This window comes from Pseudomonas sp. DW-iso17, assembly GCF_058725345.1.
Genome location: NZ_JBZXEA010000002.1, coordinates 15,626 through 29,350 on the forward strand (window position 1 = coordinate 15,626; position 13,725 = coordinate 29,350).

General features: G+C 59.0%; 16 protein-coding genes, 1 tRNA gene and 1 pseudogene. 8 read left to right on the forward strand and 10 right to left on the reverse strand.

From position 1 onward, the window contains the following. Positions 1–10 precede the first annotated feature (10 nt). The 3 genes from AC4PS6_RS01315 to AC4PS6_RS01325 all read right to left on the reverse strand — a co-directional run bounded on the left by AC4PS6_RS01315 (position 11) and on the right by AC4PS6_RS01325 (position 3,758). A complete protein-coding gene (locus tag AC4PS6_RS01315; RefSeq protein WP_019818455.1) occupies positions 11–1,063 on the reverse strand; it encodes a histone deacetylase family protein in 1,053 nt (350 codons plus the stop codon). A gap of 134 nt (positions 1,064–1,197) precedes the next feature. After that, on the reverse strand, positions 1,198–2,430 hold the full coding sequence (locus tag AC4PS6_RS01320) for a Zn-dependent hydrolase (RefSeq protein ID WP_336826890.1): 1,233 nt from the start codon (positions 2,428–2,430) through the stop codon (positions 1,198–1,200). Between the two features lie 11 nt (positions 2,431–2,441). Continuing rightward, positions 2,442–3,758: an MFS transporter gene (locus AC4PS6_RS01325; protein WP_058410350.1), complete on the reverse strand. Its 1,317-nt coding sequence runs from the start codon at positions 3,756–3,758 to the stop codon at positions 2,442–2,444. A gap of 157 nt (positions 3,759–3,915) precedes the next feature. On the opposite strand from AC4PS6_RS01325, the gene AC4PS6_RS01330 reads away from it, so the two are divergent. The 4 genes from AC4PS6_RS01330 to AC4PS6_RS01345 all read left to right on the forward strand — a co-directional run bounded on the left by AC4PS6_RS01330 (position 3,916) and on the right by AC4PS6_RS01345 (position 7,039). Further along, positions 3,916–4,857, forward strand: coding sequence for a LysR family transcriptional regulator (locus AC4PS6_RS01330; RefSeq protein ID WP_014717448.1), 942 nt, complete (start codon positions 3,916–3,918; stop codon positions 4,855–4,857). A gap of 106 nt (positions 4,858–4,963) precedes the next feature. Further along, positions 4,964–5,278: a type II toxin-antitoxin system RelE/ParE family toxin gene (locus AC4PS6_RS01335; protein WP_032903171.1), complete on the forward strand. Its 315-nt coding sequence runs from the start codon at positions 4,964–4,966 to the stop codon at positions 5,276–5,278. A 2-nt stretch (positions 5,279–5,280) separates the two neighbouring features. After that, positions 5,281–5,568 carry a NadS family protein gene (nadS, locus tag AC4PS6_RS01340; RefSeq protein WP_014717446.1) on the forward strand — a complete coding sequence of 96 codons (288 nt, stop codon included), beginning with the start codon at positions 5,281–5,283 and terminating at the stop codon, positions 5,566–5,568. 244 nt (positions 5,569–5,812) lie between these two features. After that, on the forward strand, positions 5,813–7,039 hold the full coding sequence (locus AC4PS6_RS01345) for an MFS transporter (protein ID WP_336826889.1): 1,227 nt from the start codon (positions 5,813–5,815) through the stop codon (positions 7,037–7,039). 72 nt (positions 7,040–7,111) lie between these two features. Here AC4PS6_RS01345 and AC4PS6_RS01350 read toward each other — a convergent pair whose 3' ends face one another. Further along, entirely contained in the window at positions 7,112–7,366 is a 255-nt protein-coding gene (locus AC4PS6_RS01350) for a DUF6124 family protein (RefSeq protein WP_019818461.1), read from the reverse strand. A gap of 406 nt (positions 7,367–7,772) precedes the next feature. Here AC4PS6_RS01350 and AC4PS6_RS01355 point away from each other — a divergent pair, with 406 nt between their 5' ends. Then, complete coding sequence (locus AC4PS6_RS01355) at positions 7,773–8,012, forward strand: type II toxin-antitoxin system RelB/DinJ family antitoxin (protein WP_103451386.1); 240 nt, start codon at positions 7,773–7,775, stop codon at positions 8,010–8,012. Further along, a pseudogene (locus tag AC4PS6_RS01360) lies at positions 8,002–8,295 on the forward strand (type II toxin-antitoxin system RelE family toxin). Before AC4PS6_RS01355 ends, AC4PS6_RS01360 begins: the two are co-directional and overlap by 11 nt. 95 nt (positions 8,296–8,390) lie before the next feature. Here AC4PS6_RS01360 and AC4PS6_RS01365 read toward each other — a convergent pair. The 5 genes from AC4PS6_RS01365 to dapA all read right to left on the reverse strand — a co-directional run bounded on the left by AC4PS6_RS01365 (position 8,391) and on the right by dapA (position 12,079). Continuing rightward, positions 8,391–8,480: transfer RNA gene (locus tag AC4PS6_RS01365), tRNA-Ser, on the reverse strand. 83 nt (positions 8,481–8,563) lie between these two features. After that, on the reverse strand, positions 8,564–9,277 hold the full coding sequence (purC, locus tag AC4PS6_RS01370; protein WP_005786030.1) for a phosphoribosylaminoimidazolesuccinocarboxamide synthase: 714 nt from the start codon (positions 9,275–9,277) through the stop codon (positions 8,564–8,566). 27 nt (positions 9,278–9,304) lie between these two features. Next, positions 9,305–10,063, reverse strand: coding sequence for an MBL fold metallo-hydrolase (locus AC4PS6_RS01375; protein ID WP_014717370.1), 759 nt, complete (start codon positions 10,061–10,063; stop codon positions 9,305–9,307). A gap of 4 nt (positions 10,064–10,067) precedes the next feature. Continuing rightward, positions 10,068–11,183 (reverse strand): NlpB/DapX family lipoprotein, encoded by a 1,116-nt coding sequence (bamC, locus tag AC4PS6_RS01380; protein WP_014717369.1) that lies wholly within the window; start codon positions 11,181–11,183, stop codon positions 10,068–10,070. Between the two features lie 17 nt (positions 11,184–11,200). Then, positions 11,201–12,079: a 4-hydroxy-tetrahydrodipicolinate synthase gene (gene dapA, locus AC4PS6_RS01385; RefSeq protein WP_014717368.1), complete on the reverse strand. Its 879-nt coding sequence runs from the start codon at positions 12,077–12,079 to the stop codon at positions 11,201–11,203. 262 nt (positions 12,080–12,341) lie between these two features. Here dapA and AC4PS6_RS01390 point away from each other — a divergent pair, with 262 nt between their 5' ends. Then, positions 12,342–12,902: a glycine cleavage system transcriptional repressor gene (locus AC4PS6_RS01390; protein WP_003189463.1), complete on the forward strand. Its 561-nt coding sequence runs from the start codon at positions 12,342–12,344 to the stop codon at positions 12,900–12,902. A gap of 14 nt (positions 12,903–12,916) precedes the next feature. Further along, entirely contained in the window at positions 12,917–13,390 is a 474-nt protein-coding gene (locus AC4PS6_RS01395) for a peroxiredoxin (protein WP_014717367.1), read from the forward strand. Between the two features lie 19 nt (positions 13,391–13,409). Here AC4PS6_RS01395 and AC4PS6_RS01400 read toward each other — a convergent pair whose 3' ends face one another. Beyond that, a complete protein-coding gene (locus tag AC4PS6_RS01400) occupies positions 13,410–13,649 on the reverse strand; it encodes a sulfurtransferase TusA family protein (RefSeq protein WP_014717366.1) in 240 nt (79 codons plus the stop codon). Positions 13,650–13,725: the final 76 nt, after the last annotated feature.

Below are 13,725 nucleotides of genomic sequence, written 5' to 3' on the forward strand. Positions count from 1 at the left end.
CTTTTAGCGTTCAATCACCCTTTAGCGAAGGGCCTGATAGCGCGTTCCACGCCGTTGGTGCACCGAAAAACGCCTGGGCATTACTGTCCAACGTTTCCAAGTGATACCCGCCTTCCTGCACGATCACGCAGGGTAACCCCAGCGCGCGGATGCGGGCTCCCAACCGCGCAAAGCCTTCCCGCGTCACCGCGACTTTGCTTTGTGGGTCCAGCTCGTAGATATCGAAGCCCAGTGACAACACCAGCACATCCGCCGAAAAGTCCTTCACCGCTGCCAGGGCCTGCTCCAGCTTTTCGAAGAACACCGCTTCGCTGGCACCATGGGGCATCGGCAGGTTGAGGTTATACCCCTCGCCGGCGCCACCGCCTTTTTCCTCGGCAAAGCCTGCCACGCCAGGATAGAAGTTGGTCGGGTCGCCGTGGATCGACACATACAGCACGTCGTCGCGGTCGTAGAAAATTTCCTGGATGCCTTGGCCGTGATGCATATCGGCATCGAGCACGGCGACACGCTGGAAACCTTGGCGCAGTGCTTGCGCAGCCACGGCCGCATTGTTGATGTAACAGAAGCCACCGGCCGCATCGAAGCGGGCGTGATGGCCCGGGGGCCGGCACAAGGCGTAGGCGGCAGGGGCGCCATCGAGGATGTCTCCCGCTGCGGCGATGGCGCTTTGGGCTGACCAATAAGCCGAGCGCCAGGTCAACTCACCGATGGGGCAACTGCCATCGGCCAGGTAGCGTGCCGCCTGGGCCAGGATGCCGCGCAAGGCATTGGGTTCGCGCACGAAGATGTTGGACATGACTTCGTCGCCCCAGTCTTCGGGGATTTCTTTCCAGCGCTGGTGAGCTTCTTGAAGAAAAGCCAGGTAGTCGCCGCCGTGCACGGCGAGCAACGGATCCAGACCGTAGTCGGCCGGTTGCTGGATATCGAAGCCCAGGGTTTGCGCAGCCAGCAACAGGTTGCGCGCGCGCTCGGGAACCTCCTGGGGCGTGCGCATCTGGCCGCGGGAGTAGTAACTACGTGGGTGATGCAGGAGTTGTTCGGGGTGAAAAAACGTCTTCATGAGTTGCTCCTGGATAAACACAGAACCTGTGGGAGCTGGCTTGCCTGCGATAGCGGTGAATCAGGCAGTACATTGTTCTCTGACAGTCCGCTATCGCAGGCAAGCCAGCTCCCACAGGGGTGCGGCGTCGGCCTTTAGAAATGAACATGCCCGGCGCGTTTCAAGACGGCGTTGAGCAATACATCGGTGCCCTGGCGCACATCGTTGGGCAAGACATCTTCGGCTTCGTTGTGGCTGAGGCCGCCAACGCAGGGGATGAAGATCATGGCGGTGGGACAATAGCGCGCCAGGTGAATCGCATCGTGGCCGGCACCGCTGACGATGGTCTGCTGGCTGTAGCCCAAGACGTCCACCGCAGCCTGCACGCAAGCCACGCACTCGGCGTCGAACGGCGTGGCTGGGCTGATCCATTGAGGCGTGATGGTGACGCTCAGGCCACGGTGGTCAGCGATAGCCTGCAGGCGTGCACGCACTTGCTGCTCCATGGCGTCGATGTCGGCGTCGCGGTGATGGCGCAGGTCGACGGTAAAATTGAGCAAGCCGGGAATAGTGTTGCGCGACGACTTGACGATGCTCAGTTCACCCACAGTGGTGAGGCCCTGCGGGGCAAAATCGGCAGCGAGGTTTTCCAGGGCCTGGATCATTTTCGCCGCGCCGTACAGCGCATCTTTACGCAACGGCATCGGCGTGGTCCCGGCGTGCGCGGCCATGCCTTCGACCCGTACATCGAGCCAGCGAATCGCTTGACCACCGGTGACTACGCCGATGCTGCTGGCGTTGTCTTCCAGAATCGGGCCTTGCTCGATATGCGCTTCGAAATACGCATCCACTGCGCCACCCAACGGGCGCTCACCGTTGTAGCCGGTGGTGCGCAACGCCTCGTTCACGCTGATACCGTCGACATCAACGGTGGCCAGTGCCTTATCCAGGGCGAGCGTGCCGGTGAACACCGCCGAGCCCAGCATCGCTGGCGTGAAACGGGCGCCCTCCTCGTTGGTCCACACTGCAATTTCCAACGGCTTGCGCGTCTGGATGCCATGGTCGTCGAGACTGCGGATAACCTCCAGGCCAGCCAACACACCGTACACCCCATCGAAGCGTCCGCCTTCGGGCTGGGTATCCAGGTGGCTGCCCATCATCACAGGGGCTGCGTCCTTATCGGTGCCGCCGCGGCGGGCGAACAGGTTGCCAATAGCGTCCACGCTCAACGTCAGGCCAGCGGCTGTACACCAGTGACTGAACAGCTCACGACCGGCCTTGTCTTCAGCGCTCAATGCCAGACGGCAGCTGCCACCGCGTGCCGTCGCGCCGATCTCGGCCATGTCCATCAGGCTATGCCACAGGCGCTCGCCATTAATCTTCAACATTACTGACTCCCTCAACTGTGTGCCATTTCCAGGCGGTGAGCCGTGGCGTGGCGGCGGGACAAGGCCAGCACGCACACCAACGAGACCGCCGCGATCACGCTGTAAAACACTGCCATCGGCCACCATTGGCCCAGGTATTGATGAGCCAGCCAGGTGCCGATCAGCGGCGTCAAACCACCGGCCAACGCGCCGCATACCTGGTAGGCGAGGGAAATCGCGGTGTAGCGCACACGGGTTTCAAACAGGCCGCTGACAAAACCTGCGATGACGGCGTAGAACGACGCCATGCACACCACCGCCAAGGCAATGCCGAGGATGATCAAGGGCGCCTGGCCGCTGCTGACCAAGACGAACATCGGATACGGCGAAGCCATTGCCAGTACACACATGGCGCACAGGAACCGCGTAGCGCCGACCTTCTCCGCCACCCAGGCGGCCAATGGCTGAGCGCAGAACTGGATAATGGCAACGAAGAACAGGCATTCCAGGATCAGCGATCGCGGTAGGTCCAATTGCTGAGTGCTGTAGGCAATCATGAAGGTGTTAGTGAAATACACGCCGGCAATCCCCAACGTATTGGCGCCAATGCACAGCAATAGCGGGCGCCAAGCGGTCTTCAGCACTTCGAGGACGGGGGCTTGGTCCTTTTTAATAGCACGGGCCTTTTCCGCCAGGGCCTTGTCTTCAAGGAACTCCGGCGACTCGTTCACACCCAGGCGAATCGCCAGGCCGACCACTAGCAGTAAGGCGCTGGCCAGGAACGGCAGGCGCCAGCCCCAACTGAGCAGGTCTTCTTCCGGCAGACGAGTGACGGCGCTGAACGCCAGCAAGGACAGAATCAAACCGGCCGGGCTGCCCAACTGCGCGAAAGATGCAAAGAAGTTACGTCGCCCCTTTGGCGCATGTTCCCCGGCCATCAACACCGCCCCACCCCACTCGCCGCCGACCGCAATGCCCTGCACCACTCGCAACAGTATCAGCAGCACTGGCGCGGCAGCGCCGATCTGCGCATAGGTCGGTAACAGGCCGATGCACACCGTCACCACGCCCATCATCACGAGGGTAATCACCAGGGACTTCTTGCGCCCGATGCGGTCGCCGATATGGCCAAACACGATGCCGCCCAACGGCCGTGCGAAAAAGCCCACGGCGAAGGTGCCGAAGGCGGCCATGGTGCTGAACAGTTTATCGTCGGAAGGGAAGAACAGCTGACCGAACACCAGCGCGGCGGCGGTGGCATAGATGTAAAAGTCGTACCACTCGATCATGGTGCCGATAAAGGCGGCGGCCGCGGCACGGCGAGGCTGCGGCGAAGCAGAAGGCTTCATGGGGCTGGCTCCTTTGGTTATTTTTTTGGCAGGAGAAGATCAAACCAGTGCGCTCTGGTGGCGCTCGTTAAGCCCGATTTTTCGGCCCGGGGCTATGATTAGTCAATTTTCTATTTATTATCTTAATTATAAAAACTGCTTATTATCGAGCGATGCCATGCCCGAATCCCGCCGCGATATTCACCCCCTGCTCAACGACCGCCTGGACTGGAACCTGCTGCGCACCTTCCGCGTGATCGGCCAGGAACTGAGCATCAGCCGCGCTGCTGCCCGCCTGCATCTGACGCAACCGGCGATCAGCCAGGCGCTCAAGCGCCTGGAAGAACAGCTGGATTGCCAGCTCATCCTGCGCCGTGGCCCGCGCTTCGTACTCACCGAGGCGGGTGAACAGATCTTCGCCATTGCCGGGGAGATGTACGGCCAGGTTTCGCAGATGAGCAACGCCCTGCAAAAGCCGGGTGATGAAGTGATCGGCAAAGTGCGCTTGCTGATGATCAGCCGGATTAATTCCGACACTTTCGATGACTTTCTCGCAGGCTTTCATCGCGAGCACCCACGGGTAGACTTGGAGGTCGAAGTGATGCGCAGCTCCGACATTGTTGCCGCGCTGCTGGAAAAAACCGCGACCCTGGGGCTCAGCCTCAACCGCCGGCCACAACCGCGCCTGGAACAGCATCTGTTTCTGCGTCAGCGTTATGCGTTTTTTTGTGGGAAACACCACCCATTGTTCGGACGCACAGGGTTGGTCGAAGGGGATCTGCAATCGGAAAATTTCGTGAGCTTTACCAGCGACCAGATTGGCGGGATGCTCTCGCCGCTGACTATTTTCCGTGATCAGCAAGGGTTCGGCGGGCGGATTGTGGCGTCGTCATCCAGCCTGGAAGAAGTGCGGCGCCTGGTGATTGCCGGGTATGGCCTGGGATGCCTGCCAGTGCATGTAGTGGCCGAAGATGTGCAGAACGGGCTGCTCTGGCGGCTGCCGCCGGATGAGGGCATTGCGGATGTGGATATTCACGTGCTTTGGAACCGGGAGCAGAAGATGAGTCGGGCGGAGGGGGTGTTTATTGAGTGCCTTTTGGAGCGGTTGGCCAGAACATAATTGGCCGCATCCGAGTGCGCCAAAAAGCAGTTACAACTCACCGGATGCGCACCGAAGCGCGCACGGCTAGGATTGCAGCGAACTAAGCCAATGGCGTACATTAGCGATGATTTTCATTGAGACATCGGTCTTCACACGTCGCGTTAAAGAATTGATCGACGAAGATGCCTACACGGCCTTTCAGAACGTGCTTGTAGTGAATCCCGCTGCAGGCGATGTGATTGAGGGTACGGGCGGTATCCGCAAAATACGAGTAGCAGCCAAGAGCCATGGTAAACGAGGCGGGGCACGTGTGATCTATTACCACTTCGCCTCGGCATCACAGATTGTTTTACTGATGATCTATCCCAAAAATGAACAGCAGGACTTGAGCGCCGACGAACGCAAGTCACTGAAGGCTGCGATTGAGCACTGGAGATAGCTATGAGCCGACTTTTTGATGAATTGATGGAAAGCGTTCAAGAGATGAACGAGATCCTGCGCGGAGAACGGGAGCCATCCCGTGAATTTCATGTCGACTCAATGCGAGTTAAAGAGATCCGTAAGGCAACAGGGCTGACCCAGGCTAAATTCGCAGCGCTGATTGACGTTCAGCTCGGTACGTTGCGCAACTGGGAGCAGGGTCGTCGCGAACCTACTGGGCCGGCAAAGGCGTTGTTGAAAGCTATCCATAACGACCCGGTACATGTACTGAACGCGCTGGCTAGCTAAAATAAAACTCCCCCCCTGCACCTTAAACATCGTCATAACCGGAAAAGCTCGGAGCTGACTCAACTTCGGGCTTTTTCGTTTGTGATGCTGAGTGAGGACTCTTCAAAAACCTCACATCGATAGCACTGATGATTACTATCGAAACGAGCGCCTGCTCGATTGCCAACACTGATTCCTATAATCGCCCCCAGCTTCCCTCTCCTGCGTCTGACCTCAGGCGACTTTCACCTTGGAATCCCACACCATGCCAAGCGCGAGCCAGGCCTCTAACGGCCTTCCCGAACATAATCAACAAAGCGTCAAACAGCAGTGGCTGGCGATTCTTTCGGTCGCCGTGGGTGCCTTTGCCCTGGTGACCAGTGAATTCCTGCCGGTGGGCGTACTCAACGACGTCGCCAGCGACCTGGGTATCAGTGCCGGTCACGCCGGATTGATGGTCACATTACCCGGCATCATGGCCGCCCTCGCCGCGCCGTTTCTGTCGGTCAGCATTGGCGCCATGGACCGTCGCTACCTGCTGATTGGCCTGACACTGGTGATGATCATCGCCAACTCGGTGGTGACCTTTGCCACCGATTTCAGCCTACTGCTGTTCGGCCGCGTATTGCTCGGCATCAGCATCGGCGGCTTCTGGGCCACCGCCATTGCCCTCAGCGGGCGGCTGGCGCCCAAAGGCGTGGGGGTTGCGAAAGCCACCTCGATCATCATGATGGGCGTAACCCTGGCCACCGTGTTGGGCGTGCCGGTAGGTACATGGCTCAGCGGCCTGATGGGCTGGCGCATGACCTTCCTGGTCACGGCGTTGGTGGGCATTCCGGTACTGCTGGCGCAGATCTTCCTGCTGCCGCGACTCACCCCGGAGAAAGCCATTCAGATCCGTGACCTGCCGGCTTTGTTTATCAACCCACAAGCACGGGTCGGGTTGATCGCCGTGCTGCTGATCGGTCTCGCACACTTTGCCGCATACACCTATGTCGCACCGTTCTTTAAACACAGCTCCGGCTTCGACGGACCGACGATTGGCTCGCTGTTGTTGCTGTATGGCGTGGCTGGGGTGCTGGGCAATATCTTCGCCGGCTTTGCCGCCAACCGCAGCGTACGCAACACCCTGTTGCTGGTCGCACTGATGATCGGCACCAGCACCGCGCTGTTCCCCTACTTCGCCACCGGCATGACCGGCGCGGCGATGCTGATCGCCCTGTGGGGCTTCGCCTTCGGGGCTTTCCCGGCCTGCGCGAGCATCTGGATGTTCGTCGTGGCGCCCAAGGATGTAGAACGCGGCATGCCGCTGTTTGTGGCGCTGTTTCAGGTGATCATTGCCCTGGGCTCGTTCTTTGGCGGGCGGATCGTCGACCAGATGGGCAGCTCGGTGTTGTTGAGCCTGGCCACGGTGTTGGTGGGTTTCGGATTTGCGACCGTGCTGGTGTTGGGACGCAAGGTGAGTAATAGCCTGGTGGCGCAGCCAGCCTGACCGGGTTGTAGGCGCAAAAAAGCCTGCTGAGCATTGAGCTCAGCAGGCTTTTTCGTTTCAGGGAGCAGGTATTTATTTGGCCGTGGGGAAATCACGCTCAAGGACAGCATCCACCAAGGCTTGCGCGTTCTCGATCAATTGAGCCAGGGCCATGATCACGGGCGACTGCGTGCTGACTGGATCTTCGGCGCATTGGTAGGCGGATTGAAGGGCGGATGAGAGGGTTTCGGTGGCGTTTATAAGGGTTTCTTCGGTGCCGACATCATCGGCTACGCAAAAGATTTTGCGTGCATGCCCTTCGGTAGAATCAGCGGTGATCTTATTCATGATGTAACCCCAGCCAACGCAACCCTGCACGAAAACTGCCGAACCTGCACAACGTAAGCACCTGTTTCGGCAAAGCTTGGTAACCAGAATCTCCACCGGGAACCTTGTGTGCATAAGCCTGCGAGCTAGTCTCAAAAAGTCGCCGCCGTGGCGACATACTGTCAAGGGTGCTGATATGCCAACGAGATATCGCGATGCGGTCACAGGTGAATACGTAACCGAGCAAGAGGCGAAGAAAAGACCAAGGGAAACGGTGAAAGAAACCGATAAAAAGCGCCCGGCAAAGCCGACGGCCAAAAAGTAGGATCAACAGATGAGAGCGACTGCCGTATGTCCAGACAAACTTGCCAATGAAACCCGATTGCTCCAATGTAATGACCAACGTCATTACACAAGGAGCTATCCCTTGGCATCTATCAACATTCGTATCGATGACGACTTGAAAACTCGCGCCTACCTGGAGCTGGAGAAACTTGGTGTCACCCCTTCCGAACTGATACGCCAGGCGTTGCAATATGTTGCCGAGCGCGGCCAGTTGCCATTTAAGCCTGTGCTGATGACTGAAGAGGATGAAGCCTTGATGGCGACCGTACGTGAGCGTCTTGCATCGCCTCAACGCATAAGGGTTTCTTTGGATGACCTATAGCCTTGATTTTGATGCGCGTGCATTGAAAGAATGACAAAAGCTCGGTGACACCCTCCGTCAGCAACTCAAAAAGAAGCTGGTCGAAATCCTGAACAACCCACGTATTGAGGCTAATCGCCTACATCGCCGGCCTGACTGCTACAAGATCAAACTGCGTAGTAGCGGGTACAGGCTGGTGTATCAAGTGATCGATCAGGAAATTGCGGTGTTCGTGGTCGCCGTTGATAAACGTGAGCGTGATCAGGCTTATCGCAAAGCGTCTGAGCGCCTTGATCAGCGTTAGGCAGGACTGGAAAATATCCCTGAAGCAGTCGCTGATAAAGACTGGAAATGAAAAAGCCCCGCAGCTTATTCAGCTGCGGGGCTTTTTCTATGTAATGGCGGAGAGATAGGGATTCGAACCCTAGGTACCGGTGAAGGTACAACGGATTTCGAATCCGTCCCATTCGGCCACTCTGGCATCTCTCCAACGGCGCGCATCATAACAGTGTGTTTCGCGGAAGCAAACCCCAAAGGTGATTTTTTTCCGTGCTATCAGATGCTTGCGTCGATTACAGCGGTACGCCGAGACGATTGGCGACTTCTTCGTAGGCTTCGATCACGTCACCGAGGCCTTGGCGGAAGCGGTCTTTGTCCATCTTCTTCTTGGTGTCTTTGTCCCACAGGCGGCAGCCGTCCGGGCTGAATTCGTCGCCCAGGACGATGGAGCCGTCGTGGAATACGCCGAATTCGAGCTTGAAGTCCACCAGCAACAGGCCGGCGTCGTCGAACAGCTTGGTCAGCACGTCGTTGACCTTGAGGGACAACTCCTTCATGCGCGCCAGTTGCTCAGCGGTGCCCCAGCCGAACGCCACGACGTGGGATTCGTTGATGAACGGGTCGCCCTTGGCGTCGTCCTTCAAGAACAGTTCGAACGTGTAAGGGTTGAGCTTGAGGCCCTCTTCCACGCCCAAGCGCTTGACCAGGCTGCCGGCGGCGTAGTTGCGCACGACGCATTCCACCGGGATCATGTCGAGCTTCTTGACCAGGCACTCGTTGTCGCCCAGCAGTTTGTCGAATTGAGTCGGGATACCGGCCGCTTCGAGCTTCTGCATGATGAAGGCGTTGAACTTGTTGTTCACCATGCCTTTGCGATCCAGTTGTTCGATGCGCTTGCCGTCGAACGCCGAGGTGTCGTTGCGAAACAGCAGGATCAGGCGGTTGGCGTCGTCGGTCTTGTACACCGACTTGGCTTTACCGCGGTAGAGTTCTTCACGTTTTTCCATGATGGGCTCCGCTTTGAGTAAGGTGGGCTAGGCGATGTGTCGCCAGTCGAGCCCTGAATCTTGATCGGCCAGTTGCAGCCAGTCCGGGTCGCACCCTAGGGTGTCGACAAAACATTGCCGGGCAAGCGTCGGCAGGTTGTTCTTGCTGCTGAGGTGAGCCAGGACCAGATGTTGCAGGTCTTGCCAGCCCAACTCGTACACCAGGTATGCGGCCTGGTGGTTGTTCAAATGTCCCAGCTCGCCGCCCACCCGTTGCTTGAGAAAGTAAGGGTAATGACCGCGTGCCAGCAGGTCTCGGCAGTGGTTGGACTCGATCATCAAGGCATCGAGGTCCCGGTAACCCTCCAGCACCTTGGCGCAATAAGAACCCAGGTCGGTGAGCACACCGAAGCGCCGCTCACCGTCACTGAATACGTATTGCGTCGGCTCCTGGGCATCGTGGGCAACCGCGACGACATTGATGCTCAGGGCACCGATTTGCAGTTGCTCGCCACCAGCCAGAAAACCTGCCGGCTCGATGGGTTTGCGCATCCCGCGCAACGTGCCGCGGCTCATGTACACCGGCAGATTGTAGCGCCGAGACAGTAAACCCACGCCATGCACGTGGTCGGCATGTTCGTGGGTCACTAGAATCGCGCTCAACTGCGCCGGGTGAACACCGAGGCGCAGCAGGCGTCGCTCGGTTTCTCTTAACGAGAAACCACAATCGACCAGCACGTACGTGTCATCATGGGCGACCAGCGTACCGTTCCCTTGGCTACCGCTGCCGAGAACGGCAAAACGCATCGGATCAGCCCAGGTTGTCTTGAATCACGCCCAACACTTTGCGCGCTGTTTCAGCTGGCGCGACGGTGTTGATGTTCTTCTCGACGGTGACTTGCACGCTTTCGCCCACCTTGCTCAAACGAACCTGATAACGCTCGGCACGGGTTTCGATCTCTTCCTTGGTCGGCGCGCTGCCGAACAATTTGCCGAAGAAACCTGGCTCGTCGTCCTTCTTCTCAGCCTTTTCAGCCACGTTGATGTAGTACAGGCCCAGGCTGCGGTTGATGTCTTCAACGCGCCAAGGGCCCTGCTCCAACGCGCGGCCAACACTGGCCCAGGCACGGTCTAGATCTTCACCCAGGTTCAGCACGACGTTGCCACTGCCGTCTTCGGTGAGGCTGACGCGGCTAGGGGTGTCGTAATCACGGGCGGCGAGCAAGGATACGGAACCGCCCTTCTCGGAAATACGGCTCATGCTGGCGAGCATTTCGTCGACCAGCGCGGCGTCAACACCCGTGTTGACCGAACGTGGAGTGAAATCGACGTTGGCTGTGCTGCCTGCAGGACGCTCGGCGCTGACCACATAGACTTCGCTGGTGTTGCGCTGCACGCCTGGCTCGATGCGCACACGCACACGAGCTTCGCTGTCGGCGGCAACACCGCCCGCCAGCAGGCGCTGGGCCATGTTGGCGGACAGCTCGCGACCTTGCTGCCACGCGGTGGTGAACTCACCGGTCTGCGGGCGTTGCTGGTCGATGCTAAAACCGTTGTCCTGGAAGAACTGCACCGCCACCGGCCAGACTTCGGCAGGCGGACGCTGAGCCACGATCCAACGATTGTCGCCGCTTTTTTGCAGGCTGTAGTCGCTGGCATCGGCCACGGACATAATCGGCTGTGGGCGTGGCACTACGTACTCACCCTTGACCGTGTCGTCGGCAACGTTGCGTGGAATCGGCAGCAGCGGGTCAAGGCGCTTGGCGACATTGACATCAGGCGGCAGTTGCATCGGTTTGGTTGCTTGCGCTTCCAGGTAATCGCTGCCGCGGTCACGGAAGTAGCCTTCCGGGCCCCATACCCAACCGCAGCCACTGGTGCTGGAGATAATCAAGGCAAGTGCGGAAAGTCCGGCCAATCGCTTCATGCGTAGTGCTTCCTCAATTAAACCAGGACGCCGGACTGGCGCAGGGCCTGTCGCAGCGGTTCGTGACAGGCTTCGCTGAGGCGGGTGAGCGGCAGACGGATACCGTCCGGCATCAGGCCCATCTCAAACAGCGCCCACTTCACGGGAATAGGATTGGATTCGATAAACAGTGTCTTGTTGAGCGGCATCAGCTTCTCGTGGATCGCACGCGCGGTGGCTGCATCGCCCGCGATGGCGGCGGCACACATATCGCTCATGGCGCGCGGGGCCACGTTGGCGGTCACGGAGATGTTGCCCTTGCCACCCAGCAGGATCAGCTCGACAGCGGTGGCGTCGTCACCGGAATACACCAGGAAGTCGCTGCTCACGCCGGCCAGGATGTCCTTGGCGCGCTGCAGGTCGCCGGTGGCTTCCTTGATGCCGATGATGTTCGGCACGGTGGACAGGCGGATCACGGTCTCGGCCTTCATGTCGCACGCGGTGCGACCCGGTACGTTGTAGAGGATCTGCGGGATCTGCACGGCTTCGGCGATGGCTTTGAAGTGCTGGTACAAGCCTTCCTGGGTCGGCTTGTTGTAGTACGGAGTCACCAGCAGGCAAGCGTCGGCGCCGGCCTTCTTGGCGTTCTTGGTCAGCTCGATCGCTTCACGCGTCGAGTTGGCGCCCGTACCGGCAATCACGGCAATGCGGCCCGCTACGCGCTTGACCACGAATTCGATCACCTGGATGTGTTCTTCCACATCAAGGGTGGCCGATTCACCTGTGGTGCCGACCGCCACAATGGCGTTGGTGCCCTCTTGCAGGTGGAAGTCCACCAGTTTGCCCAGGCTGTCCCAGTCGAGACGACCTTGTGCATCCATGGGTGTGACCAGTGCCACCATACTGCCCGCAATCATGCAACCGCTCCTGCCGGAAAAAGAGAGCCGTAATGGTACTGGCGCCAAGATGCTTGTACAAGCGAAGTACCGCGTGAGGATGCGTTCTGGCGCAACTAAACGACGGGCAATGCCATCATTAGGCCAAAGCACCGCCCGAAGCGGGCTGATCACGCAATGAAAACGCCACCTCCTAGCCCTTGGCGACGCTTTTCGCTACCCTTGATCCTTTGATCGATACCGCCCACACGGTATCGACCGCTCATCGCTTTAGGAAGGCTGCATGTCCACCCCCACAGTTCGCGAACAATTCCTTGTTATCAGTGCCCTCGGCGCCAACCCCATGGAGCTGACCAACGTCCTGTGCCGCGCCAGCCATGAGAACCGCTGCGCCGTCGTGACCTCCCGCCTGACCCGCCATGGCGAGTGCAGTGCGCTGGTCCTGCAGATTTCTGGCTCCTGGGATGCCTTGGCGCGTCTGGAAACCGGCCTGCCAGGCCTGGCCAAGAAGCATGATTTCACCGTCAACGTGGTACGCAGCGCTGCCCTGGAAAACCGTCCCCAGGCCCTGCCTTACGTAGCCTATGTCAGCTCGGCCTACCGTTCGGACATCGTCAACGAGTTGTGCCAGTTCTTTATCGACCACAACGTCGAGCTGGAAAACCTGACCTGTGACACCTACCAGGCGCCACAAACCGGCGGCACCATGCTCAATGCCACCTTTACCGTGACCTTGCCGGCCGGTGTACAGATCAGTTGGTTGCGCGACCAGTTCCTGGATTTCGCCGATGCCCTGAACCTCGACGCCTTGATTGAGCCATGGCGCCCACAGAACCCAATGTAAGGAAGTACTTCTCTATGCCGGTAGCCATCGACACACCCGTGGCCGATTTCGAGGCCCAGGCCACCAGCGGCCAGACCTTCAGCCTTGCAGCCTTCAAGGGCAAGCAAGTGGTGATCTACTTTTACCCGAAGGACAGCACCCCTGGCTGCACCACCGAAGGCCAGGGTTTTCGTGACCAGTACGCCGCGTTCAAGGCCGCCAACACCGAAGTGTTCGGCGTGTCGCGTGACAGCGTGAAGTCCCACGAGAACTTCAAGGGCAAACAGGAATTTCCGTTCGAGCTGATCAGCGATAAGGACGAAGCGGTCTGCCAGCTGTTTGATGTAATCAAGTTGAAGAAGCTGTATGGCAAGGAATACCTGGGCGTGGATCGCAGCACCTTCCTGATCGACAGCCAAGGCGTCCTGCGTCAGGAATGGCGCGGCGTGAAAGTGCCGGGCCATGTTGATGCGGTTCTGGCGGCAGCGCAGGCGCTGAACAAGGCTTGATCTTGCCTCGATAAGGCCTTCAGGCCTTGCGCAACCAATAACGGTACACACCCTCGGCGGCGTCTTCATGCTCCAGGGTGTGGCCGGCCAGCTTGGCAAAGGTGCGAAAATCACGCTGGGAGCCGGCGTCGGTGGCAGTCACCTTGAGCACGGCACCACTGGCCATTTTATTGAGCTCCAGCTTGGCCTTGAGCAATGGTAAAGGGCAGTTCAGACCGCTGGCGTCGAGTTCGGCGTCACAGGCTACAGCGTCGGTCATGGTGTTACTCCAGGCAAACATTCGGGCTGCTTAGAATATCTGGTCCCAAGCTCAGTGTCCGGCTACAGTAAGCTCT

Excerpts from the sequence above, each read along its gene's own strand:
- nadS (WP_014717446.1), top strand. The coding sequence starts at position 5,281 with ATGAGCCGACTTTTTGATGAATTGATGGAAAGCGTTCAAGAGATGAAC.
- bamC (WP_014717369.1), bottom strand. The coding sequence starts at position 11,183 with ATGAAGCGATTGGCCGGACTTTCCGCACTTGCCTTGATTATCTCCAGC.
- AC4PS6_RS01325 (WP_058410350.1), bottom strand. The coding sequence starts at position 3,758 with ATGAAGCCTTCTGCTTCGCCGCAGCCTCGCCGTGCCGCGGCCGCCGCC.
- dapA (WP_014717368.1), bottom strand. The coding sequence starts at position 12,079 with ATGATTGCGGGCAGTATGGTGGCACTGGTCACACCCATGGATGCACAA.
- AC4PS6_RS01400 (WP_014717366.1), bottom strand. The coding sequence starts at position 13,649 with ATGACCGACGCTGTAGCCTGTGACGCCGAACTCGACGCCAGCGGTCTG.
- AC4PS6_RS01375 (WP_014717370.1), bottom strand. The coding sequence starts at position 10,063 with ATGCGTTTTGCCGTTCTCGGCAGCGGTAGCCAAGGGAACGGTACGCTG.
- AC4PS6_RS01315 (WP_019818455.1), bottom strand. The coding sequence starts at position 1,063 with ATGAAGACGTTTTTTCACCCCGAACAACTCCTGCATCACCCACGTAGT.
- AC4PS6_RS01335 (WP_032903171.1), top strand. The coding sequence starts at position 4,964 with ATGATTTTCATTGAGACATCGGTCTTCACACGTCGCGTTAAAGAATTG.
- AC4PS6_RS01390 (WP_003189463.1), top strand. The coding sequence starts at position 12,342 with ATGTCCACCCCCACAGTTCGCGAACAATTCCTTGTTATCAGTGCCCTC.
- AC4PS6_RS01345 (WP_336826889.1), top strand. The coding sequence starts at position 5,813 with ATGCCAAGCGCGAGCCAGGCCTCTAACGGCCTTCCCGAACATAATCAA.
- AC4PS6_RS01395 (WP_014717367.1), top strand. The coding sequence starts at position 12,917 with ATGCCGGTAGCCATCGACACACCCGTGGCCGATTTCGAGGCCCAGGCC.
- purC (WP_005786030.1), bottom strand. The coding sequence starts at position 9,277 with ATGGAAAAACGTGAAGAACTCTACCGCGGTAAAGCCAAGTCGGTGTAC.
- AC4PS6_RS01320 (WP_336826890.1), bottom strand. The coding sequence starts at position 2,430 with ATGTTGAAGATTAATGGCGAGCGCCTGTGGCATAGCCTGATGGACATG.
- AC4PS6_RS01330 (WP_014717448.1), top strand. The coding sequence starts at position 3,916 with ATGCCCGAATCCCGCCGCGATATTCACCCCCTGCTCAACGACCGCCTG.
- AC4PS6_RS01350 (WP_019818461.1), bottom strand. The coding sequence starts at position 7,366 with ATGAATAAGATCACCGCTGATTCTACCGAAGGGCATGCACGCAAAATC.